Here is a 21,368-nt window from a genome sequence, read left to right as displayed (position 1 = left end):
CTCGTCGATTTGAAGGCGGTCAGTGTCCGCAGCCCTTCTTGGGCCGCATGCGGGCGAGGAAGGGGGCGTTGGCGGGATCCCCGGGATCGCGCGAGGCGCCGGCCCGGGCGAGCGCCTCGAGGTAGTCCGCCCAAAGCGCCTCGCGCTCGCGGTCGAGCCGCTCGAAGTAGTCCCAGCTGTAGAGGCCCGAGTCGTGGCCGTCGTCGAAGGTGAGGCGCAGCGCGTACTGCCCGACCGGTTCGATCCCCTTCAGGCCTACGTCGCGGCAGCCGACCTGCAGGACGGCCTGGTCGGGGGAGTGACCCTGCACTTCGGCCGAGGGCGAGAGCACGCGCAGAAATTCAAAGGAGAAGACGGCGGCGTGCCCGTCCTCGTAGCGCAGCTCGAGTGCGCGGGTCTTCTGATGGACCAAAACTTCAACGGGAATCTTCACCGCATCCGCCCTGCTGAAATAAAAAACCCGTGCCGCCGACGGACGGTACGGGCTCTTCGAATTGCTTCGATTTTGACTGGTCCCCGCGACAGGAATCGAACCTGTACCGCAGCCTTCGGAGGGCTGCATGATATCCATTTCACCACGCGGAGAGGAGCCAAATTATACAGGGAATCAGGTTTCCAGGGGATCAACCTCCAGGCACCAGACGATGTTCCCGGAGGTCCTGAGTCCCGAGATCGCCTGATTCCAGGCGATGAGGAAGCGGTGCAGCGTCATGCGTCCAACGCTCTCGACGAGAAGCTGCGCGCGCTCGCGGTTCATGAGCCGCACGAGGGGCATGGGCACGGGATCGTAGACGAGGACGTCGTCGCCCGCGAGCGGCGCGGCGGCCCTGGCCGCGTCCTCGAGGAAGCCGATCGCCGAGGAGAGCTGGTCGGCTTCAGCCGTGAGGAGCGCCTGATGCATGAAGGGCGGGCAGGCGCTCTCGCGGCGCTCCTCGAGCGTTGCGTCGGCGAAGGCGGGGTAGCTCTGCCGGGCAAGCGCCGAAAAGAGCGGGTCGTCGGGAAAGCGCGTCTGGATGAGCACCCGTCCGCGTTCGCCGCCGCGCCCCGCACGGCCCGCGACCTGCATGAGCGTCGCAAAGAGCCGCTCGCGGGCGCGCGTCGAGGGCGAAAGGATCTGCGCGTCGGGATTGAGCACGAGCACGAGGCCGATCTTCTGGAAGTCGTGCCCCTTCGCCACCATCTGCGTGCCGACGAGGATGTCGACTTCGCCGCGGTGGACCTTCCCGAAGGCCGCCTCGGCGGCATGCTTCTTCGCGGCGCTGTCGCGGTCGATGCGCAGGATGCGCCTGCCGGGAAAGAGCACCTCGAGCTCCTCCTCGATGCGCTCCGTGCCGGTGCCGCGCGGCAGGATGTCGACGTTGCCGCAGGACGGGCAGGCTTCCGGGACGGGTCGGCGCCACCCGCAGTGGTGGCAGATGAGCGCCTTCTCACGCTTGTGGTAGACGGTGAAGGCCGAGCAACGCACGCACGTGCTCACCCATTCGCAGGCCGGGCAGGAGAGCACCGGCGAGTAGCCGCGCCGGTTGAGAAAGACGAGCGCCTGACGCCCCTCGGCGAGGCACGCCTCGAGGGCGGCGCGGGAGACTTCGGAGATCATTCCGCGCGAACCCTTGGGCGGCGGATCGGTGAGCTCCACGTCGGGGAGCGCGGCGTGCTCCACCGCACGGGCGCTCAGCGTCAGGAGCCGGTAGGCGCCCTCCTTCGCCTTCATCCAACTCTCGAGTGAAGGCGTCGCGGAGCCGAGCACCACGGGAATTCCGAGCTTCGAGGCGCGCCAGACGGCAAGGTCGCGCGCGCTGTAGCGCAGCCCGTCGCCCGACTTGTAGGAGAGGTCGTGCTCTTCGTCCACGAGGATGAGGCGGAGTTTCGAGAAGCTCGCGAAGACCGCCATGCGGGTGCCCACGAGGATCCGCGCGCGCCCCTCGTGAACGCTCAGCCAGGCGGCGGCGCGCTCGCGGTCGGTGAATTCGGAGTTGAGCGCCGCGACGGCGAGGTCGGGAAAGCGCGCTTCAACGCGTCCGACCAGCTGCGGCGTCAGGTTGATCTCCGGCACGAGGAGCAGGACCTGCGCCTCCGGATCAGCCGCCAGCGTGCGCTCCATGAGATGCAGATAGACCTCGGTCTTGCCCGAGCCCGTCACGCCGAAGAGCAGCCAGGTCGCGAAGCCCGGCGCGGCGCAGACGGCCTCGACGGCCGCGCGCTGTTCGTCGTTGAGCTCGGGAGGCGCGGCGCGGGATGCGTCTCCGCGGGCCTTCGGCGCGGCCTCGCGGATGCCCGCGATGCGCTTCTCCTGCTGCGGCGTGGGCGGCCGGCGCAGGGCCGCGGGGAGCGCCGGCAGCGCCGCCTCGCCCCAACCACGCACGTAGTACGAGGCGGCGAAGCGCGTGAGCGCGAGCCACTCCGCCGGCAGCGGCGCCGTCGTCTTCATCACCTTCAGGATGCTCTTGAGGCGCCGGCCCTCGACGTCCGAGGCCGCCGTGATCGAGGCGATCACGCCCGTCATGCGGCGGGCGCCGACCGTGACCACCACGAGGTCGCCCGGAGCCGCGAGCATGTCCTCGGGGATGCGGTAGTCGAGGGGCGCAAGCCCCGGAACGTCCACGAGGACCTGCGCGAACTGATCGAGTTTTGCCATGCGTTGGGCTTCGGGCGAAGGGATCGAAAGAAGGAGATTGTCGCCGCTTCACGGCGCGGATGCACGGCGGGCCGGGCCGCGCTTATGCACCGCACGAGCACAACCTCTGTGGATAACTTTGTGGATTCTTTCCGTCCGACGGCGCCGGAGCGAAAAATCAAGCATCGAAAATGAGAACTCACTCCCATTTTCTTCCCTAGAACCGCAAGGAAAGATGGGAACGGACGGGGCCCGGATTCGAAAATCCGGGCCCCGAAAGAGTTCACATCAGACCAGTACGGCGTTGTGCATAAGTACGCAACGCCGGGCCGACCGGTCAGTCCTGATGGTACCGGCGGCTGTATTCGTGCACTTCGTCCACGAGGATCTGCACGTTCTCCACGGGCGTGAACTGGTTGATGCCGTGGCCGAGGTTGAAGACGTGACCGCCCGCGCCGACCGGTCCGAAGGCGTCGAGCACGCGCCGGGCTTCGCGGCGGATCGTCGCCTCGTCGCCGAAGAGCGCGAGCGGATCCATGTTGCCCTGCAGCGCGACGCGGTCGCCGACCTCGCGGCGCGCGAGGGAGAGGTTCGTCGTCCAGTCGAGGCCGACGGCGTCGCAGCCGCAGGCGGCGATTTCGGAGATCCATTCGCCGCCGCCCTTGGTGAAGACGATGACGGGCACGCGCTCGCCCTCGGAGGTGCGCACGAGCTGATCGACCACCTTCTTCGTCGCGGCGAGCGAGAAGCGTTGGAAGTCACCGTCGGCGAGCATGCCGCCCCAGGTGTCGAAGATCTGCACGGCCTGCGCGCCCGCGGCGATCTGGGCGTTGAGGTAGCGGGCGACGGCTTCGGCGTTGACGTCGAGCACGCGCTCAAAGAGGTCCGGACGGCGGAACATCATCGTCTTGGCGGTGCGGAAGTCGCGGCTGCCGCGGCCTTCGATCATGTAGCAAGCGAGCGTGAAGGGCGAACCGGAGAAGCCGATGAGCGGCACGCGGTTGTCGAGCGCGCGTCGGATGCTCCTCACCGCAGCCGTGACGTACCCAAGCTTCTCCTCAACGTCGGGAACGGCGAGTCGGGCTACGGCCGCCTCGTCCTGCACGGGATGCGCAAAGACGGGCCCCTCGCCCTGCACAAAGGAGAGGCCGAGTCCCATGGCGTCGGGCACCGTCAGGATGTCCGAGAAGAGGATCGCCGCGTCGAGACCGTAGCGGTCGATCGGCTGCAGCGTCACTTCGGTGGCGTAGTCCGGATTCTGCGCGAGCCCCATGAAGCTGCCGGCCTCGGCGCGCGTGCGGCAGTATTCCGGCAGATAGCGACCGGCCTGACGCATGAGCCAGACGGGGGTGAAGTCGGTGCGCTCGCGCTTGAGCGCGCGCAGGAAGCAGTCGTTCTGAGGAGTCATGAGGGGGTCTCTCAAAGTTTTGATGAAAGAAAAATCCGCACCTCACGGGCGCGGATTTCCCTTTGAATTCCTGAAGGCCGCCCGGATGCGGCCGACGGTTGCGCGGTCAGCGCACGACGAGGACCGGACGGTCGGCCTGACTGAGCACCTTCTGCGTCTCGCTGCCGAGCAGGAGCGCGCCGAACGTGCCGAGGCCGCGGCTTGCCATCACGATGTAGGTGGCGTTGCAGCGGGCCGCGCAGGCGAGCACGCCCTGCGACACCGTCTCCGCATGCTCCGCGACGATCTCGCAGGGAACGCTCTTTTCGGCGGCCTTGCGGGCGATCGCCTCAAGCCGGTCCTTGACGGGCTGCTCCTCGTCGGCGAAGCCGCCTTCGGGGGCGGGCGTAAGAACCGCGGTCATGCCGACCACGGAGCCGCCGAGCTGTTCGGCGAGTTCGATGGCGGTGTCCACCGCCTTGTCACTCAGATTAGAACCGTCCGTCGTTACGAGGATCTTAACAGCGCTCATCCCTAGTCTCCTTTGTTCTTGTGCTGCCTGAGACGACGCGCGCTGAGCCGGGCCCGCCGCTTCTCCAGGATGGAGACAATCGTAGCGCAGGGGGCGCGCCTGCGCATAAGAAAAGAGCGGAGGGGTCCGAAGACTTCTCCGCTCTCAGCGTCGTTGCTGACTCGATCGCTATCAGAGCTTGCTGCGAAGCTTCTTGATGGCGGCGAGCTCCGCAGCCAGGGCTGCGATCTCCGCTTCGATGCGGGCGATCTCGATGCTGCCGGTCGCAGAGGAACGGGCGGCTTCGGCCGCAGCCAGGGCTTCCTTGGCGCGGGCCTCGTCGAGGTCCTTGCTGCGCACGGCCGTATCGGCCAGAACAGTCACCAGATCAGGCTGGACCTCCAGGACGCCCCCCGCGACGAAGATCTGCTCAACCTCGGATTCGCCGGACTTGTGGATGCGCACAAACCCGGGACGGACGAGCGTGATGAGCGGGAGATGGCCCGGCATGATGCCAAGTTCGCCAGACGTTCCGGGCAGCGACACGAGTTCGGCCTCGCCGGAGAAGATGTGTTCTTCGGCGCTGACGACGTCGACTTTAATGGTAGCCATATAAGGTTGCTCCGTTTGTCGGGCGCTTGCCGCGGCCGGCGGTCACGCCGGCCGCCGCCAAGCATTACTTGAGGGTCTTAGCCTTCTCGAAGGCTTCGTCGATCGTGCCGACCATGTAGAACGCCTGTTCGGGCAGTTCGTCGCATTCGCCGTCAACAATCATCTTGAAGCCGCGGATCGTTTCCTTGAGGGGAACGTACTTGCCCGGAGCGCCGGTGAACACCTCGGCGACGTGGAACGGCTGCGAGAGGAAGTTCTGGATCTTGCGGGCGCGCTGCACGACGAGCTTGTCTTCCGGAGCGAGCTCATCCATGCCGAGAATGGCGATGATGTCGCGGAGCTCCTTGTAGCGCTGCAGGGTTTCCTGAACGCGGCGGGCGGTCGTGTAGTGCTCGACGCCGATGATGTTCGGGTCGACCTGACGCGAGGTCGAGTCGAGCGGGTCGACGGCCGGGTAGATGCCCAGGGCGGCGATGTCGCGCGACAGAACGACGGTGGCGTCGAGGTGGCCGAAGGTCGTGGCCGGGGACGGGTCGGTCAAGTCGTCAGCAGGGACGTACACGGCCTGGATCGAGGTGATCGAGCCGGTCTTCGTGGAAGCAATACGTTCCTGCAGCTTGCCCATTTCCTCGGCGAGGGTCGGCTGGTAGCCCACGGCGGACGGCATGCGGCCGAGCAGAGCGGACACTTCCGTACCGGCGAGGGTGTAGCGGTAGATGTTGTCGATGAAGAGCAGGATGTCGCGGCCTTCGTCACGGAAGGCTTCGGCCATCGTCAGGCCCGTCAGAGCAACGCGGAGACGGTTTCCCGGGGGCTCGTTCATCTGGCCGAACACCATGGCGACCTTGTCGAGAACCTTCGACTCGCCCATTTCATGGTAGAAGTCGTTGCCCTCGCGGGTGCGCTCGCCGACGCCGGCGAACACGGAGTAGCCGCCGTACTGCTTGGCGATGTTGTTGATGAGCTCCATCATGTTGACGGTCTTGCCCACGCCGGCGCCGCCGAACAGACCGACCTTGCCGCCCTTGGCGAACGGGCAGATCAGGTCGATCACCTTGATGCCGGTTTCGAGCAGGTCGACGGACGGGGAGAGTTCGTCGAACTTCGGAGCTTCATTGTGAATCGGACGGATTTCTTCGGATTCGATCGGACCGCAGTCGTCGATCGGGCGGCCGAGAACGTCCATGATGCGGCCGAGGGTCTTCGGGCCGACCGGAACGGAGATTTCGCGGCCGGTCGATTCGACGGTCATGCCGCGGCGCAGGCCTTCCGACGTGCCCATCGCGATGGTGCGGACGACGCCGTCGCCGAGCTGCTGCTCGACTTCGAACACCAGGCCGCTTTGGGCGAGGGCGTTGGCGTTGGCGTCGTCGTTCTTCAGGACGAGCGCTTCGTAAATCTTAGGCATCGCGTCGCGCGGGAATTCAATATCCACGACCGCGCCGATCACCTGAACGATCTGTCCGATACTCATGGGATTTCCTCAGTTATCGATTTTTTAAATTCGATTAAGAAGACACGGCGGCGGCACCACCGACGATTTCGGTGATTTCCTTCGTAATGCCGGCCTGGCGAGTCTTGTTGTAGACGAGCTGCAGATCGTCGATGAGCTTCTTCGCATTGTCCGAAGCGGCCTTCATGGCGACCATACGGGCGCTCTGTTCGGAGGCCATGTTTTCTGCAACTGCCTGGTAAATCAAAGCCTCGACGTAGCGGCGAAGCAGTTCGTCGAGAACGGTTTTGGCGTCAGGCTCGTAGATGTAGTCCCACGAGTATTTGCGCTGAGGCTCGTCAGCCGAAAGATGCTCGTCCGTGAGAGGCAGAATCTGCTCGATGACAGGGATCTGCTTCATCGCGTTCACGAAGCGGCTGTAGCAGAGGTAGACCTTGTCGACCTTGCCTTCCTTGAACGCCTCGATCTGCACGCTGATGGCGCCGATCAGGCGGTCAAGCGACGGACGGTCGCCAAGCTGGACAGCCTGGCTAAGAACAGGAACACCCATGCGCTGAAGGAAGCCGAGGCCCTTGTTGCCAAGAGCGGCCGCTTCAACCTCGACGCCCTCGTCAGACCACGCCTTCATGCGCTGCAGAAGCAGACGCTGAATGTTCGTGTTGAGAGCGCCGGCCAAGCCCTTGTCGGTGGACACCAGGATGATGCCCACCTTCTTGGCACCTTCGTGCTGAGTGAGGAACGGATGACGGTAGTCCGTCACGTTCGCGCGGGCAAGATGCGAGCAGATCACTCGAATCTTGTCGCCGTACGGGCGGGCAGCGTGCATCCGGTCCTGCGCCTTGCGCATCTTCGAGGCCGCAACCATCTCCATCGCTTTGGTGATCTTGCGCGTGTTCTGCACGCTCTTGATCTTGCCGCGAATTTCCTTTGTACTGGGCATGGAATTGGGTCCTCGATTGGTCGTTAGATGGCGCCGTTCTTCTTGAACTCAGCGATCGCACCCTGCAGGCGAGCCTCGTCCTCCTTGGAGAGGGCCTTGTTGGTTTCGATCGAGTCGACGAGGTCGGCGTAGTGGGCCTTGAGGTACTCGCGCATGGCGCGTTCGACCTTCAGGGCGTCCGCAACGTTGACGTCGTCATACGCGCCGTTGTTCACGGCGTACAGAACGACAGCCTCTTCCCAAACCTGCAGCGGCTGATACTGGGGCTGCTTCATGAGCTCCGTGACCATGCGGCCGCGTTCGAGCTGCTTGCGGGTGACTTCGTCGAGGTCGGAGGCGAACTGGGCGAAGGCCGCGAGAGCGCGGTACTGGGCGAGCGCGAGACGGACACCGCCGCCGAGCTTCTTGATGACCTTGGTCTGGGCAGCGCCGCCGACTCGGGACACCGAAATACCCGGGTTGATGGCGGGACGAATACCCGCGTTGAAGAGATCGGTCTCAAGGAAGATCTGGCCGTCGGTAATCGAAATCACGTTCGTCGGCACGAAGGCGGTGACGTCGCCTGCCTGCGTTTCAATGATCGGCAGAGCCGTCATCGAGCCGGTCTTGCCCTTCACCGCACCCTTCGTGAAGCGCTCGACGTAGTCGGGGTTCACGCGGGCGGCGCGTTCGAGCAGACGGCTGTGCAGGTAGAAGACGTCGCCGGGGTAGGCTTCACGTCCCGGCGGACGACGCAGCAGCAGGGAGATCTGGCGGTAGGCCCAGGCCTGCTTGGTCAAGTCGTCGTAGACGATCAGGGAGTCTTCGCCGCGGTCGCGGAAGTACTCGCCCATCGTGGCGCCGGCGTACGGCGCGATGTACTGCATCGCGGCGGACTCGGAGGCGGTGGCGGCGACGACGATCGTGTAGTCCATGGCGCCGTGCTCTTCGAGCTTGGCGACGACGTTGGCGATCGTGGAGGCCTTCTGGCCGATGGCGACGTAGACGCAGTAGAGGTTCTTGCCCTTCTGGTTGATGATCGTGTCGATCGCAACGGCGGTCTTGCCCGTCTGACGGTCGCCAATGATCAGTTCGCGCTGGCCGCGGCCGATCGGCACCATCGAGTCGATGGACTTGAGACCGGTCTGGACCGGCTGGGAGACCGACTGACGGTCGATCACGCCCGGGGCGACCTTTTCGATCACGTCGAAGGTCTTGGCTTCGATCGGGCCCTTGCCGTCGATCGGCTGACCGAGGGCGTTGACGACGCGGCCGACGAGTTCAGGACCGACCGGCACGGAAAGAATGCGGCCGGTGGTCTTCACCGTGTCGCCTTCCGAAATGCCTTCGTAGTCGCCGAGAATAACGGCGCCGACGGAGTCGCGTTCGAGGTTCAGAGCAAGGCCGTAGACCTCGCCCGGGAACTCCAGCATTTCACCCTGCATCACGTCGCTCAGGCCGTGAATGCGGGCGATGCCGTCGGACAGCGAGACCACGGTGCCCTGGGTGCGAAGATCAGCGGAAACGCCGAGGCCTTCGATACGCTTCTTCAGCAGTTCGCTGATTTCACTGGGATTGAGTTGCATCTTACAGCTCCGAATTTTATGCGGTGAGCGCCGTCTTCATTTGGCTAAGACGCGCGCGGATCGAGGCGTCGAGCAGCTTGTCGCCGACATGCACGCGCACGCCGCCGATCAATTCCTTCTCGACCGAGACGACCGGGTGAAGCTTCACTCCCGGGAACTTCTTCGCTAGCGCTTCCAGCAGCTCCTTCAGCTCATCATCGGTGAGCGGGAAGGCGGTCTCGATGTAGGCGTCGGCGACGCCTTCGGACTTGTTCTTCAGGATGCGGAATTGCCGCGCGATCTCAGGCAGCGCATCAATGCGGCCGTTCTGAATCACGACGCGAAGCAGATTCTTGACTTCTTCCGGCTGATCAGCGCCGAGCATGCCGTCGAGCACGCCGAAGAGCTGGTCATCCGAGAGGCCGGGATCACCCGCGAGCTGACCGACCTGCGGGTCGCGCGACACCTGCGCGAGCTGCGCAACGGCGTCGAGAACCCGGGTCATTTCTTGTGCGCTGGCTTTACGCTCCTGAAGAGCCTCCATGAGGCCTTCGGCGTAAGGGCGCGCTATCGTCGAAAGTTCCGCCATAGTTAGAGCTTCGCCTTCAATTGATCAAGCAGTTGAGCATGAACGTTCTTGTCGACTTCGCGGGCAAGAATCTGTTCAGCACCCTGGACGGCAAGCGCAGCCACCTGATCGCGGAGCTGATCGCGAGCACGCTGAACCTGCACGGCAGCTTCAGCCTTGGCGGATTCGATGATGCGATCGGCTTCAACCGTCGCCTGGGCCTTGGCATCCTCGACGATCGCCAGAGCGCGCTTCTCACCGTCAGCGACGATGGTGGAGGCGCGGGCACGGGCGGCCGCTTCGATGGCCTTGCCCTGCTCGGTCGCAACGGCAAGGGCCTTCTCGCCCTTGTTCGCCGCGGCCAGGCCGTCAGCAATCTTCTTCTGCCGCTCTTCAATCGCGTGAATCAGCGGTGGCCAGATGTACTTCATGGTGACCCAGGCACCAAGGAAGAACACGACCATCTGTACAAACAGAGAGGCATTAATGTTCATTGTTGAACCCCGTTAAGTCAGCAGCGCCGCGCCTATCTACGGGCGGCGCCACGGACAGCGTCATTGAAAAGAAAGACGTTGGTCGTACGGCTGGGAATTAGCCGACGAAGGGGTTGGCGAAGGCGAACATCATGGCGATACCGACGCCGATCAGGAAGGCCGCGTCGATCAGGCCGGCGAGGAGGAACATCTTCGTCTGGAGGGGCTCCATGAGCTCGGGCTGGCGAGCGGAGGCCTCAAGGTACTTGGCGCCCATGAGAGCGATGCCAAGGCAGGCGCCGAGAGCGCCGAGACCGATGATGATACCGCAGGCGATAGCAACTAAAGCGACGTTGGTCATTTTTGAAAGACTCCTAGATGTTTAGAAGGGAGTTGACAAAGTTGATGAGAAAAAACGAATTGTCTGTTAGTGGCTGCTGTGAGCTTGCCCGATATAGACCAGCGTCAGCATCATGAAAATAAACGCCTGCAACAGAACAATCAGCACATGGAAGAGCCACCAGACCAGGCCGGCGATGACTTGTCCAAGTCCGGCAGCAGCAGCACCGGGGAGGCTGAACTCAAGCATGTAGCCGCCCAGGAGCGCAATGAGGAAGAACACGAGTTCGCCGGCGTACATGTTGCCGAAGAGTCGCATGCCGAGCGAAACGAACTTCGCAGCGTATTCAATGAGGTTCATCAGGAAGTTCACCGGCCAGAGCAGCGGGAACTTGCCGAAGGGAGCCGTGAAGAGCTCGACGATGAAGCCCGAGAAGCTCTTCACCTTGATGCCGTAGTAGAAGAGCAGCAGCAGGACGCCGAGGGAGAGGCCGAGCGTGCCGTTCAGGTCGGCGGTCGGCAGCGGGCGCAGGTGGCTCAGGCCGAGGAAGCCGGCGATCCACGGGAAGAGGTCGACCGGGATGAGGTCGATCATGTTCATCATCGCGACCCAGCAGAAGACCGTGAGCGCGAGCGGGGCGATGTAGGTGCGGTCGCCGTGAACGATGTTCTTCGCCTGATTGTCGACCATCTCGACGAGCATCTCGACGGCGCACTGCATCTTGCCCGGAACGCCGGACGTGGCCTTCTTGGCGCCGAGGCGCAGCAGGAAGAACACGATCGCCAGAGCGACGAGCGAGAAGAAGATCGTGTCGTAGTTGATGACCGAGAAGTCGACGATCACGTTCTGGTGCATCGACTGCAGATGCGCCATGTGATGCTGAATATATTCAGTAGCGCTAGGGCTCTCGATTGCCATGAGGACCTATCCTTAGTTTTTCTTGAACAGCAGCACGAAGTAGCTGTTCACCACCGCCATCAGCGAAAAAAGAAAAGCGGGCCAGTTGAGCTCCGCGTAGAGCCGGGCAGCGGTGAGCAGCAGCAATACGACGAGCAGAACTTTTACAAATTCACCGAGCAGCATCGCCATGACGCCCGCTCCCACGCTGAATCTCAGCCGGCGCCCCACAATCAGAAAGACCATGAGAAGCGTGGACATCAACGCGTAGGAGAGTCCTCCGAGAAGAGCGGACAAGCCTGCATCAAACCCGAAGAACACCGCGCCCGCAAGGGATGCGAGCAGCGCAATGACGTACTGCGCGAGAACGACGCGCATCATATCAGAAGAGCCGAACATTCCCACGCGATTGCAGCCTGAATTTGAGTCGAGCGAAGTTTACTTCTTGAAGCATCTCGCAACAATCTACGAAAGCACTACTGCTTGTATCTATTACGGGATATGTACATCTTAAGGGATAGTCGATCTAGACCTAGTCCGCCTACTTCTGGATGTGGTCCACGATGCCCTGGAGCTGATCAAGGCTAGAAAATTCAATCACGATCCGTCCGCGCCCCTTCTGGTTCGCCGTGAGCTTCACGACGGCGCCGAGCGTCTCGGCGAGCGCCTCCTCGAGCCGCTCGTCGTCGCGGGTCTTGATCACCACCTTCTTCTTGGGTGCGGCGCCTTCAATCATGCGGCGCACGAGCTCCTCGGTCTGCCGCACGGAAAGTCCGCGCGCGGCGACCGTCTTTGCAGCCGTCACCTGATCCGCGCCCGCGAGCGCAAGGAGCGCCCGGGCGTGCCCCATTTCAATCGCGCCGTCCATCACCATGGCCTTCACCTCGTCGGTGAGGGCGAGCAGACGCAGCAGATTGCTCGTCGCCGGACGAGAACGGCCGACGGCCTTGGCGGCGGCTTCATGCGTGAACTCGAATTCGTCGATCAGCCGCTGGATGCCCTGGGCCTCCTCGATCGGATTGAGATTTTCACGCTGGATGTTTTCGATGAGGCCGATCACGAGCGCATGCTCGTCGTCCACGTTTTCGATGAGGACGGGCACCTTCTCGAGTCCGGCTTGGCGGGCGGCGCGCAGGCGCCGCTCGCCCGCGAGCACCTCGTAACCGCCCTCGTCGAGCTCGCGCACGAGAATGGGGCTCAGGAGCCCCTGCTCGCGGATGGAGTCGGCGAGTTCGCTGATCGAGGCTTCGTCCATTCGGGTGCGGGGCTGGTAGCGCCCGGCCTGAATGAGGGAGGTTTCAACCTCGGCGAGGCGCTTCGCGCCCGGCGCATCGTCGAGCGCGTCCGCTCCGACCTCGCCCACGAAGAGCGCGTCGAGACCGCGCCCGAGTCCCTTTTCCTTCTTCTTGACAGACATCTCTTCCTCAGGCCTTGGGTTCAATCCGGGCGATGATTTCGTCCGCAAAGGCCTTGTAGGCCATCGCGCCGCGGCTAGAGCGGTCGTAGACCACGCCGGGCTTGCCGTAGCTCGGCGCCTCGGCGAGGCGCACGTTGCGCGGGATGATCGTGTTGAAGACCTTGTCGCCGAAGTGCTTCTTGAGCTGTTCGCTCACCTGCTGCTGCAGCGTGATGCGCGGATCGAACATCACGCGCAGAATGGAGATGATCCGCAGGCCGGGATTTTTCTCCGCGTGAACGCGCCGGATGGAGCTCACGAGATCGGTGAGGCCCTCGAGCGCGAAGTACTCGCACTGCATCGGCACGATCACGCCGTTGGCGAAGCAGAGCGCGTTGAGCGTGAGCATCGAGAGGCTCGGCGGGCAGTCGATCAGAATGTAGTCGTAGCGGTCCTTCACCGGTCCGAGCGTCTTCTTGAGGCGCTGGTCGCGCTCGCGGATGCTGATGAGTTCGATTTCGGCCCCCGAGAGCTCCCGGTTGGCCGGCAGCACGTCGAAGCCGCCCGACTCGCTCCTGCGCACGACGTCGTCGAAGGACTTCAGTCCGAGCAGCAGTTGGTAGACCGAGCACTCCACCTCACGCTTGTCGATGCCGCATCCCATCGTGCCGTTGCCCTGCGGATCCAGATCAACGAGCAGAACCCGCCGGCCGCGCAGCGCTAGACCCGCGGCGAGGTTGACGGTCGTGGTGGTCTTGCCCACGCCGCCCTTCTGGTTGGCGATGCAGAAAACGTGTGCCATGAGGTGAAAGCATGTCCGCGACGGCTCCCGAAGCGCCGCCGCGAAAAATGTAGGACTGGAGCGATGGGGCACATTCTAGCGAAAGCGCCCCGCCGGCCCGGTCGAAACGCTACTTGCCGAGCGTGAGCCAGAGTTCGGAGAATCCCTGCCAGAAGATCGACACGCCGAGGCAGATCAGAATGAAGGCGAAGACGCGCGCGAGAGCGTCGGCGCCCGCCGCACCTACGGAGCGGCTCACGCGGTCGCTGTAGCGGAAGCAGATCCAGATCACGAGCACCGTCGCCACGATGGCGGCGAGCGTCCCGGTGAGGTTCTCCACGTTGTAGGGCAGGCTCGTACCGAGCGCCACCGTGACGGCGATCGCGCCCGGACCGGTCGTGAGCGGCAGCGTGAAGGGGTAGAAGGCCATCGCCTTGAGCCGCGAGCGCGGCAGCGCGAGCGGCGGCTCCTTGGCGCTGCTCTCGTCGTGCGGGGGCGCGTTGAGGGCATTCCAGCCGGCGGCGAAGAGCACCATGCCGCCCGCGCAGCGCAGCACGCCCACGGAGATGCCGAAGAAGCTGAGGATGAGGTGTCCCGCAAAGAGGCACACCACGAGGATCACGAAGGAAAAGATCGCGATGCGGCCGGCGACGTAGGCGCGGTCGGAGTCCGACAGATGGCTCGAGAGCGTGACGAAGAACATCGCCCCGCTGAAGGGGTTGATCACCGGCACGAGCGTCGTGAAGGTGTAGATGAAGGCGCCGAGAAGCGTCGCGGGAAGAAAATCCATTTCCTCTTACCTCCGTTGGTCGACGGGCGTGATCACCACGAGATGCCTGTCTTCGTCGAGCCCGGGCACGGTCATGCGCTCGACCGCCTCCACGCGCACCCAGGCGGGAAGCGCCGCGAGCTCCTCTTCGGGCATCACGCCCTTCATCGCCAGCCAGCGTCCGCCCGGCGCGACGAGGGGGCGCGTGAGGGTGACGAAGTCCGTGAGCGAGGAGAAGGCGCGGCTCGTGACGACGTCCCAGGAGCCGCTGAGCTTCTCGACGCGCCCGTGAACGGCGCGCAGATTGCGCAGCCCGAGCTCGATCGCCGCCTGGTTGACGAAGGCGGCCTTCTTGCCGACCGCGTCGATGCCGGTCACCTGAAGCGCAGGGCGCAGCACGGCCGTCGGAACGGACGGGAGCCCGCCGCCGCAGCCCACGTCGAGGAGAGAGGCCGCTGCGGGCGCGAAGCGGTCGATCAGGGGCGAGAGCGCCGCCGAGTCGAGCAGGTGGTGCGTGAGCACCTCCTCGGGGCGACGGATCGCCGTCAGGTTGTAGACGCGGTTCCACTTGAGCAGCAGCGCGGCGTAGCCCGCGAGCGCGTCGACCACGCGGTCGCCGTTCTCAAGTCCAAGGTCCGCAAGGCCGGAGCGCAGAAGGTCCGTATTGATGGCGGAGGAGGTCATCGTGTACTCAATGAGAGGATTCGGAGCGCTTTTCGGGAGCGAGCGATCCCTTGTCGCGTTGATAGTAATAGCGCCGCTTGAGGTGGACAAGCAGGAGCGCAACGGCCGCCGGCGTGACGCCCGAGACGCGCGAGGCTTGGCCGAGAGTCTCCGGGCGCGCCGCCTTGAGCTTCTGGCGCACCTCGAAGGAGAGGCCCGTGACGGCATCGTAGTCCATGTCGGCCGGGACGGCGAGCGACTCGTTGGCGGCCGCCTTCTCGATCTCGTCCTTCTGGCGCTCGACGTAGCCCGCGTACTTCACCTCCACCTCGACCTGCGTGCGCTCGACGCGGTCGAGGTCGGAGAAGTCTGCGACGGGCGAACCGTCCGCGCGCTTCATCGTCATGAGCGCGTCGAAGCGGACGTTCGGGCGCGCGAGCAGACTGCGCAGCGGATATTCGCGCTCGATGCCTGTGCCGAGCACCCGCTCGGCCTCCGCGGCAGCGACGATCTTCGGATTCACCCAGGTGTCGCGGAGCTTCTCGAGCGCGCGCGCGACGCGCTCGGTCTTGCGGCAGAAGTACTCCCAACGCGCGTCGTCCACGACGCCGAAGCGCCTGCCGGCGGGCGTGAGGCGCGCGTCGGCGTTGTCCTCGCGCAGGCTGAGGCGATACTCCGCGCGGCTCGTGAACATGCGGTAGGGCTCGGTGACGCCCTTCGTCGTGAGGTCGTCCACCATGACGCCGAGGTAGGCCTCGTCGCGCTTCGGGGTCCAGGGCTCCTCGCCGCGCGCCGAGAGCGCGGCGTTGATGCCGGCGAGCACGCCCTGGGCCGCGGCCTCTTCGTAGCCCGTCGTGCCGTTGATCTGGCCGGCGAAGAAGAGCCCCGGCATCGCCTTCGTCTCGAGCGAGCGCTTCAGGCCGCGCGGATCGTAGAAGTCGTACTCGATCGCGTAGCCCGGACGGATCAGATGCGCGTTCTCGAGGCCGGGCATCATGCGCACCATGCGCAGTTGCACGTCGAAGGGCAGACTCGTCGAGATGCCGTTCGGGTAGAACTCGCGCACGTGGAGCCCTTCGGGCTCGAGGAACACTTGATGACTGTCCTTCGAGGCGAAGCGCTTCACCTTGTCCTCAATCGAGGGGCAGTAGCGGGGGCCGACGCCCTGAATGACGCCGGCGTACATGGGAGAGCGGTCGAGGTTCGCGAGGATGAGTTCGTGCATCTCGCGGGTCGTGCGCGTGATCCAGCAGGGCATCTGCCGCGGATGCGCCGCGGCCGGGCGCATGAGCGAGAAGTCCGGCACCGGATCCAGGTCGCCCCACTGCTCCTCGCAGCGACTGAAGTCGATCGTCCGGCCGTCGATGCGCGCGGGCGTGCCGGTCTTGAGGCGTCCCTGCGGCATGCCGAGCTCCTTGAGGCGTTCGGCGAGCCGCACGCTCGCCGGGTCGCCCATGCGGCCCGCCTCATAGTGCTCGAGTCCGATGTGCACGAGGCCGTGGAGGAAGGTGCCCGCGCAGAGCACCACGGCGCGCGAATGGAAGCGGATGCCCGTCTTCGCGACGACGCCGCAGGCGCGGCCGCCCTCGACGATCAGATCGTCGGCGGCCATCTGGAAGACGGTGAGGTTGGGCTGCCCCTCGATGCGCTCGCGCATGGCGCGCCGGTAGAGCTGACGGTCGATCTGCGCGCGCGTGGCGTGCACGGCCGCGCCCTTGGAGGAGTTGAGGATGCGGAACTGGATGCCCGCCTCGTCGGTCACCTGCGCCATCGCCCCCCCGAGGGCGTCGAGCTCCTTGACGAGATGGCCCTTGCCGATGCCGCCCACCGACGGATTGCAGGAGAGCTGCCCCACCGTGTCGAGGTTGTGCGTTATCAAGAGCGTCCTGCACCCCATGCGGGCGGAGGCGAGGGCCGCCTCCGCGCCGGCATGGCCGCAGCCGACAACGATGACGTCGTAGCTTTCGGGGTACTCCATGATGAAATCTTCCTTCTGATGCCGCCGGCGCCTACTTACCGATGCAGAAGCGGCTGAAAATGATGTCGAGGAGGCCTTCGGCGTCCGTCTCGCCGAGAATCTCGCCGAGCGCGCGTCCGGCGAGCCGGAGCTCCTCGGCGAGGAGCTCCATCATAGCGAAGCCAGCCGCGGCGATTTCCTCGGCGCGTCCGAGATGAAGCGCGGCGTTGCGCAGGCATTCGAGATGCCGCTCTCGGGCGAGGAAGAGCCCCTCGGTGTCGCCCGCCATGTCGGTGAGTTCGAGCACGCGCGCCTTGAGTTCGTCGAGCCCCGCGCCGGTCTTGGCGGAGATCACCGCCGCGCCGGCGGCGCGAAGCGCCGCAAGGCGCGCTTCACCGGCCATGTCGGCCTTGTTCGCCACAACGAGGAGCGGCGCGTCCGGACGCACCGCCTCGCGCACGCGCCCGAGCGCCGCCTCGTCGTCGGCGATGCGCCCCGAGGCGTCGGTGAGCGCGAGAATGACGTCGGCTTCGGAGACGGCGCGCATCGAGCGCTCGATGCCCTTGCGCTCGACCACGTCCTCGGTTTCGCGCAGCCCGGCCGTGTCGACGATGCGCAGCGGCACGCCGTCAAAGGCCGTCCAGTATTCGATCCGGTCGCGGGTCGTGCCGGCGATCTCGGTGACGATCGCGATCTCCTCGCCCGCGAGCGCGTTGAGTAGGCTCGACTTGCCGACGTTGGGCGCCCCCACGAGCGCCACGGTGAGGCCTTCGGCGAGCACCGCCCCGCGCCGCGCCGTCGCGAGGAGCGCCTCGATGCGCTCCCGGGCGCCCTTCATGCGTGAGAGGATCTCCTCTTCGCGCAGTCCGTCGAGCTCCTCCTCAGGGAAGTCGAGTTCGGCTTCGGTGAGGGCGCGCGCCTCGTCGAGAAGCGCTCCCGCCCCGCGCACGGCGCGCGAGAACTCGCCCGTGAGCGAACGGGCGGCCGCCTGCGCCGAGCGCTCGCTCACCGCGTCGATGAGGCCGCCGACGGCCTCGGCCTGCGCGAGGTCGAGCCGGCCGTTCAGAAACGCGCGCTTCGTGAATTCGCCCGGTTCGGCGATGCGCAGCCCGATCCCGGAGAGCTTGCGGAGCGCCGCGCGCAGGATGAGGCGCAGCACCATCGGCCCGCCGTGAGCCTGGATTTCGAGCACCGCCTCGCCCGTGTAGCTGCGCGGCGCGTCGAAGTAGAGCACGACCGCCTCGTCGAGGAGCGCCCCCTCGGCGTCCGTCACCGGCAGCAGGTGCGCGCGGCGCGCCTCGATCCGGCGTCCGGGAAAGAGCGTTCCGAGCACGACGGGCGCGAGGGCACCGCCGAAGGAGAGCCGGACGATGCCGACGGCGCCACGGCCCGGCGCGGTGGCGACGGCAATGATGGGATCCTTGTCGCTGAATTGCATGATCTCTCTTCCAAACTGCTGCGCGGCGGCCGGCCGAAGCCGGCGTGCTACGCTCGTTCTTCGTTTTCTCCAGGAGCCGCCCTCATGTCGCTCAATGGTCCGGGTTCTCCCCGGCACGATTCCTTCTTCGGTCCCGCACTCGCAGGCGTCTGCATCGCCGTCGTGCTCTCCGTTCCGGCGGCGGCCTTCACCGCCCGCTTCTTCGGCGACACCTACTCGACCCGGGCGGCCGTCTACTGCGGCTTTCTGCTCTGGGTGGTCTGCGGTGCGGCCGCGGTGTTTCTGAAGACCTGGCGCGCCGAGCAGGACGGACTCACCCCGGGGCGCATCGTGCTCTGGTTCGTCTCCGTCTGGCTCTGGCCGCTTCTGCTCGCCGCCTCGGCGCTCACGAAGAAGCGCGGCTGAGAAGCAGAAGGCCGGGAGCCCCTTCCGTAGGGAAGGATCCTCACCGGCCTTCTGGCGCGGGAGCGCCCGGCTTCCTCCTCAGGAGGGCGCGGACGCCCGTCGCGGCGTTCGACTACTGCTTGGCGAGCCGCTTGGCGCGCTCTTCGGCGATGGTCTTGTTGATCCACCACTGCTGCGCGATCGAGAGCACGTTGTTCGTGAGCCAGTAGAGCACCAGACCGGCGGCGAACACGAAGAACATGATCGAGAACACGAGCGGCATGATGTACATCACTTTCGCCTGCACGGGATCGGTGGGCTTCGGATTGAGCAGGATCTGCAGGAACATCGTCGCAGCCATGAGCAACGGCAGGACGAACCACGGATCGGGCATCGCGAGGTCGTTCACCCAGAGGATCCAGGGGGCGCCGCGCAGCTCGACGGAGCCCTGAAGGACCCAGTAGAGGGCGAGGAAGACCGGGATCTGCAGGAAGATCGGGAGGCAGCCGCCGACCGGGTTGATCTTCTCGGTGCGGTAGAGCTCCATCATCGCCTGGTTGAGGCGCTGCTTGTCGTCCTTGTACTTGTCCTGAAGGGCCTTCATGCGCGGCGTGACCTCCTTCATGCGGGCCATCGAACGATAGCCGGCGGCGGAGATCGGGTAGAGCACGGCCTTCACGATGCAGGTGAGGAGCACGATCGCCCAGCCCCAGTTGCCGACGATGCCGTAGAGGAAGTCGAGAAGCCAGTAGATCGGCTTGGCGAGGAAGGTAAGCCAGCCGTAGTCCACGACGAGCTCGAGGCCCGGAGCGAGCTGCTCGAGACGCGCCTGCTCCTGCGGACCGGAGTAGAAGGTCGCGGCGTCGGTGGCGGAGGCGCCCGGAGCGAGCTCCTTCATCGTGATGAGCGTGCCGACGGAGTAGAGGTCCTTGGAGACCTCGCGCGCGTAGTTGAGGCGCGACTCGCCCTGCGCCGGAATCCAGGCGCTCACGAAGTGGTGTTGGACCATCGCGAGCCAACCGTTGTCCGTCTTCTCGACGAACTTGGCGTCCTTGTCGCGGATGTCGGAGAAGTCGAGCTTCTGGAAGTTCTCTTCGGACGTGTAGAAGGCCGGGCCGGTGAAGGTCGAGTACATCGAGTTGTCGCCGGCGGGCTTGGAGGAGTCGCGGGTGATCTGGTAGTAGATCTGCGGCGTGATCGCCTTGTCCGTTTCGTTCTTCACCGTCGTGGAGACGTCCACGCCGTAGAAGCCGCGCTTGAAGGTGTAGGTCTTCACGACCTTCACGCCGCCCTTGTCGGCCTCGAAGACCACGTCGAGCTTGTCGCCGCCGTCAAGGCTGAGCTGCTTGCTGACGAGACGGAACTCGTCGGCGTGCGTGGGATAGTCGCCGCCCACGAGGCCGCTCTGCGCGACGTAGGTGTGCGAAGGCACGGCTTCGAGGAGCTTCACGTTGCCGAGGTCCTTGGCGGGCTCGCGGCCGAGGATCATGCCGGCAAGGCCGACCTGCGTCCAGTCCGCCTGCTGCGGGAACAGGAGCATCTCGGTGCCGACGATGCGGGCGCCCTGAAGGTCGAACGTGACCTTCATGCGGTCGGTCGTCACGACCACCGGTTCCTTGACGGGAGCGGCGGCCTGAATCTCAGGAGTCTGCTGCGCGGCGGCCGCAGGCGCGGGAGCGGGAATGGAGGCGGTCTGATCCGCCTGAGCGGTCTGCGCCTGTTCCGGAGCGCCGAAGAACGACTTTCCACCCTTGTAGACCTGATAGTTGTCCCAAAGCATGAAAAGCGAGCCGAAAAGAATCACCCACAGAAGGGCGCGCTGTACTTCTCTTCCCATAAAGCTCTCTTGAGTCTCGAGTAAAGCGGATTAAAAATGAAAGAGGGACCGTCCGCCGCGCCGGTCGTCCTTCGAATTCCGGCCGTCCGCGCAGTCGCCGCACCAGCAGCGCCATCTGAAGCACTCCGGCACGGGATCATAACCTCTGCCGCCCAAGGGGTGGCAGCGCAGCAGCCGCATGATCATGAGCCATCCGCCCTTGAGCGCGCCGTAGCGCTCAATCGCCTCCATCGCGTACTGGGAGCAGGTGGGGATGTAGCGGCACTCCCGACCCACCCAGGGCGAGAGCGTGATCTGATAGAGGCGGATCAAGCCTCGGAGGAGCCGCCCGGCGGGAGTCATGACTTCTGCACGCGGCGCACCCCGACGCGGCGGCGCGCCCGTTCAAGGAGCGCCTCCATGAGCGCGCGGGCGTCGGCGTGAAGCGTCTGCTTGAGCGCCGTGCGCGACTCCGCTCCGAGGGAGTGCAGTCCGACCTTGAGCCGCAGCGAAACGTCCATGCCGAGGCCCTCGGCCTCAAGCAGCGCACGCAGCTCAGGCAGCCTCAGGCGGGCGGCCTCGCGCAGCGCGCGCTTGACGATCGCGCGGTCGACGGAGAGCGGCGCATTGTGCTTGCCCACCGTGACGCCGACGCGGATGCGTCCGGCCTCCTCGTTCTCGAGGCATGAGGCGTTCAGACATGCAGAATGGACGCGAAACGACCGCTCGTTTCGCGTCCTCAATATCACCCCGAAGTCGGCCGTCCGAATCAGACGGCAGGTGCGGGGGAAACTGAATTTCTCCGTCGGGCTTGCGGACACGACA

23 protein-coding genes and 1 tRNA gene are annotated in these 21,368 nt (G+C 65.2%); 1 reads left to right on the top strand and 23 read right to left on the bottom strand.

The annotated features are described in order from the left end of the window. Positions 1-19 precede the first annotated feature (19 nt). From ACT6Y9_RS00200 to mnmE, 20 genes are all read right to left on the bottom strand, one after another. On the bottom strand, positions 20-433 hold the full coding sequence (locus tag ACT6Y9_RS00200; RefSeq protein WP_443743093.1) for a gamma-butyrobetaine hydroxylase-like domain-containing protein: 414 nt from the start codon (positions 431-433) through the stop codon (positions 20-22). Positions 434-510: 77 nt separating this feature from the next. After that, positions 511-585: transfer RNA gene (locus ACT6Y9_RS00195), tRNA-Arg, on the bottom strand. A 22-nt stretch (positions 586-607) separates the two neighbouring features. After that, a complete protein-coding gene (locus ACT6Y9_RS00190; protein ID WP_443743092.1) occupies positions 608-2,635 on the bottom strand; it encodes a primosomal protein N' in 2,028 nt (675 codons plus the stop codon). 316 nt (positions 2,636-2,951) lie between these two features. Next, positions 2,952-4,022, bottom strand: coding sequence for a uroporphyrinogen decarboxylase (hemE, locus tag ACT6Y9_RS00185; protein WP_443743091.1), 1,071 nt, complete (start codon positions 4,020-4,022; stop codon positions 2,952-2,954). A gap of 106 nt (positions 4,023-4,128) precedes the next feature. Then, positions 4,129-4,533, bottom strand: coding sequence for a universal stress protein (locus tag ACT6Y9_RS00180; protein ID WP_295477269.1), 405 nt, complete (start codon positions 4,531-4,533; stop codon positions 4,129-4,131). Positions 4,534-4,704: 171 nt separating this feature from the next. Then, positions 4,705-5,124 (bottom strand): F0F1 ATP synthase subunit epsilon, encoded by a 420-nt coding sequence (locus tag ACT6Y9_RS00175; RefSeq protein ID WP_295477271.1) that lies wholly within the window; start codon positions 5,122-5,124, stop codon positions 4,705-4,707. Positions 5,125-5,188: 64 nt separating this feature from the next. Continuing rightward, positions 5,189-6,598 (bottom strand): F0F1 ATP synthase subunit beta, encoded by a 1,410-nt coding sequence (gene atpD, locus ACT6Y9_RS00170; protein WP_443743090.1) that lies wholly within the window; start codon positions 6,596-6,598, stop codon positions 5,189-5,191. A gap of 34 nt (positions 6,599-6,632) precedes the next feature. Beyond that, complete coding sequence (gene atpG, locus ACT6Y9_RS00165; protein ID WP_295477275.1) at positions 6,633-7,517, bottom strand: F0F1 ATP synthase subunit gamma; 885 nt, start codon at positions 7,515-7,517, stop codon at positions 6,633-6,635. Positions 7,518-7,540: 23 nt separating this feature from the next. Continuing rightward, positions 7,541-9,082: a F0F1 ATP synthase subunit alpha gene (gene atpA, locus ACT6Y9_RS00160; protein ID WP_295477277.1), complete on the bottom strand. Its 1,542-nt coding sequence runs from the start codon at positions 9,080-9,082 to the stop codon at positions 7,541-7,543. A gap of 16 nt (positions 9,083-9,098) precedes the next feature. Then, a complete protein-coding gene (locus tag ACT6Y9_RS00155; RefSeq protein WP_443743089.1) occupies positions 9,099-9,650 on the bottom strand; it encodes a F0F1 ATP synthase subunit delta in 552 nt (183 codons plus the stop codon). A gap of 2 nt (positions 9,651-9,652) precedes the next feature. Then, entirely contained in the window at positions 9,653-10,123 is a 471-nt protein-coding gene (locus ACT6Y9_RS00150) for a F0F1 ATP synthase subunit B (RefSeq protein ID WP_295477281.1), read from the bottom strand. A 97-nt stretch (positions 10,124-10,220) separates the two neighbouring features. Further along, a complete protein-coding gene (atpE, locus tag ACT6Y9_RS00145; RefSeq protein ID WP_139688336.1) occupies positions 10,221-10,463 on the bottom strand; it encodes a F0F1 ATP synthase subunit C in 243 nt (80 codons plus the stop codon). A 66-nt stretch (positions 10,464-10,529) separates the two neighbouring features. After that, complete coding sequence (atpB, locus tag ACT6Y9_RS00140) at positions 10,530-11,360, bottom strand: F0F1 ATP synthase subunit A (RefSeq protein ID WP_295477285.1); 831 nt, start codon at positions 11,358-11,360, stop codon at positions 10,530-10,532. A 12-nt stretch (positions 11,361-11,372) separates the two neighbouring features. Further along, on the bottom strand, positions 11,373-11,738 hold the full coding sequence (locus ACT6Y9_RS00135) for an ATP synthase subunit I (RefSeq protein WP_295477287.1): 366 nt from the start codon (positions 11,736-11,738) through the stop codon (positions 11,373-11,375). A 142-nt stretch (positions 11,739-11,880) separates the two neighbouring features. Next, positions 11,881-12,756 carry a ParB/RepB/Spo0J family partition protein gene (locus tag ACT6Y9_RS00130; RefSeq protein WP_295479515.1) on the bottom strand — a complete coding sequence of 292 codons (876 nt, stop codon included), beginning with the start codon at positions 12,754-12,756 and terminating at the stop codon, positions 11,881-11,883. Positions 12,757-12,763: 7 nt separating this feature from the next. Further along, a complete protein-coding gene (locus tag ACT6Y9_RS00125) occupies positions 12,764-13,537 on the bottom strand; it encodes a ParA family protein (RefSeq protein ID WP_443743088.1) in 774 nt (257 codons plus the stop codon). Positions 13,538-13,646: 109 nt separating this feature from the next. Next, complete coding sequence (locus tag ACT6Y9_RS00120; RefSeq protein ID WP_443743087.1) at positions 13,647-14,306, bottom strand: MarC family protein; 660 nt, start codon at positions 14,304-14,306, stop codon at positions 13,647-13,649. Positions 14,307-14,312: 6 nt separating this feature from the next. Next, a complete protein-coding gene (rsmG, locus tag ACT6Y9_RS00115) occupies positions 14,313-14,969 on the bottom strand; it encodes a 16S rRNA (guanine(527)-N(7))-methyltransferase RsmG (protein WP_443743086.1) in 657 nt (218 codons plus the stop codon). A 7-nt stretch (positions 14,970-14,976) separates the two neighbouring features. After that, the gene (gene mnmG / locus ACT6Y9_RS00110) at positions 14,977-16,926 is read right to left on the bottom strand and encodes a tRNA uridine-5-carboxymethylaminomethyl(34) synthesis enzyme MnmG (RefSeq protein ID WP_443743085.1); all 1,950 of its coding nucleotides are present in this window, start codon (positions 16,924-16,926) and stop codon (positions 14,977-14,979) included. Positions 16,927-16,957: 31 nt separating this feature from the next. Further along, positions 16,958-18,343: a tRNA uridine-5-carboxymethylaminomethyl(34) synthesis GTPase MnmE gene (mnmE, locus tag ACT6Y9_RS00105; protein ID WP_295479532.1), complete on the bottom strand. Its 1,386-nt coding sequence runs from the start codon at positions 18,341-18,343 to the stop codon at positions 16,958-16,960. An 84-nt stretch (positions 18,344-18,427) separates the two neighbouring features. On the opposite strand from mnmE, the gene ACT6Y9_RS00100 reads away from it, so the two are divergent. After that, positions 18,428-18,748 carry a hypothetical protein gene (locus ACT6Y9_RS00100; RefSeq protein ID WP_295479535.1) on the top strand — a complete coding sequence of 107 codons (321 nt, stop codon included), beginning with the start codon at positions 18,428-18,430 and terminating at the stop codon, positions 18,746-18,748. Between the two features lie 112 nt (positions 18,749-18,860). Here ACT6Y9_RS00100 and yidC read toward each other — a convergent pair whose 3' ends face one another. The 3 genes from yidC to ACT6Y9_RS00085 are packed head-to-tail and all read right to left on the bottom strand — an operon-like array spanning position 18,861 to position 21,364. Further along, on the bottom strand, positions 18,861-20,564 hold the full coding sequence (gene yidC, locus ACT6Y9_RS00095) for a membrane protein insertase YidC (RefSeq protein WP_443743084.1): 1,704 nt from the start codon (positions 20,562-20,564) through the stop codon (positions 18,861-18,863). Between the two features lie 30 nt (positions 20,565-20,594). Then, a complete protein-coding gene (yidD, locus tag ACT6Y9_RS00090; protein ID WP_295479540.1) occupies positions 20,595-20,906 on the bottom strand; it encodes a membrane protein insertion efficiency factor YidD in 312 nt (103 codons plus the stop codon). Beyond that, positions 20,903-21,364 carry a ribonuclease P protein component gene (locus tag ACT6Y9_RS00085; RefSeq protein WP_443743083.1) on the bottom strand — a complete coding sequence of 154 codons (462 nt, stop codon included), beginning with the start codon at positions 21,362-21,364 and terminating at the stop codon, positions 20,903-20,905. The genes yidD and ACT6Y9_RS00085 overlap by 4 nt, the downstream gene beginning before the upstream one ends. Positions 21,365-21,368: the final 4 nt, after the last annotated feature.

Origin of the sequence: Sutterella sp., from assembly GCF_052272535.1 — a bacterium.
Lineage (GTDB): Bacteria > Pseudomonadota > Gammaproteobacteria > Burkholderiales > Burkholderiaceae_F > Sutterella.
This window is presented reverse-complemented; position numbering and strand designations above follow the sequence as displayed.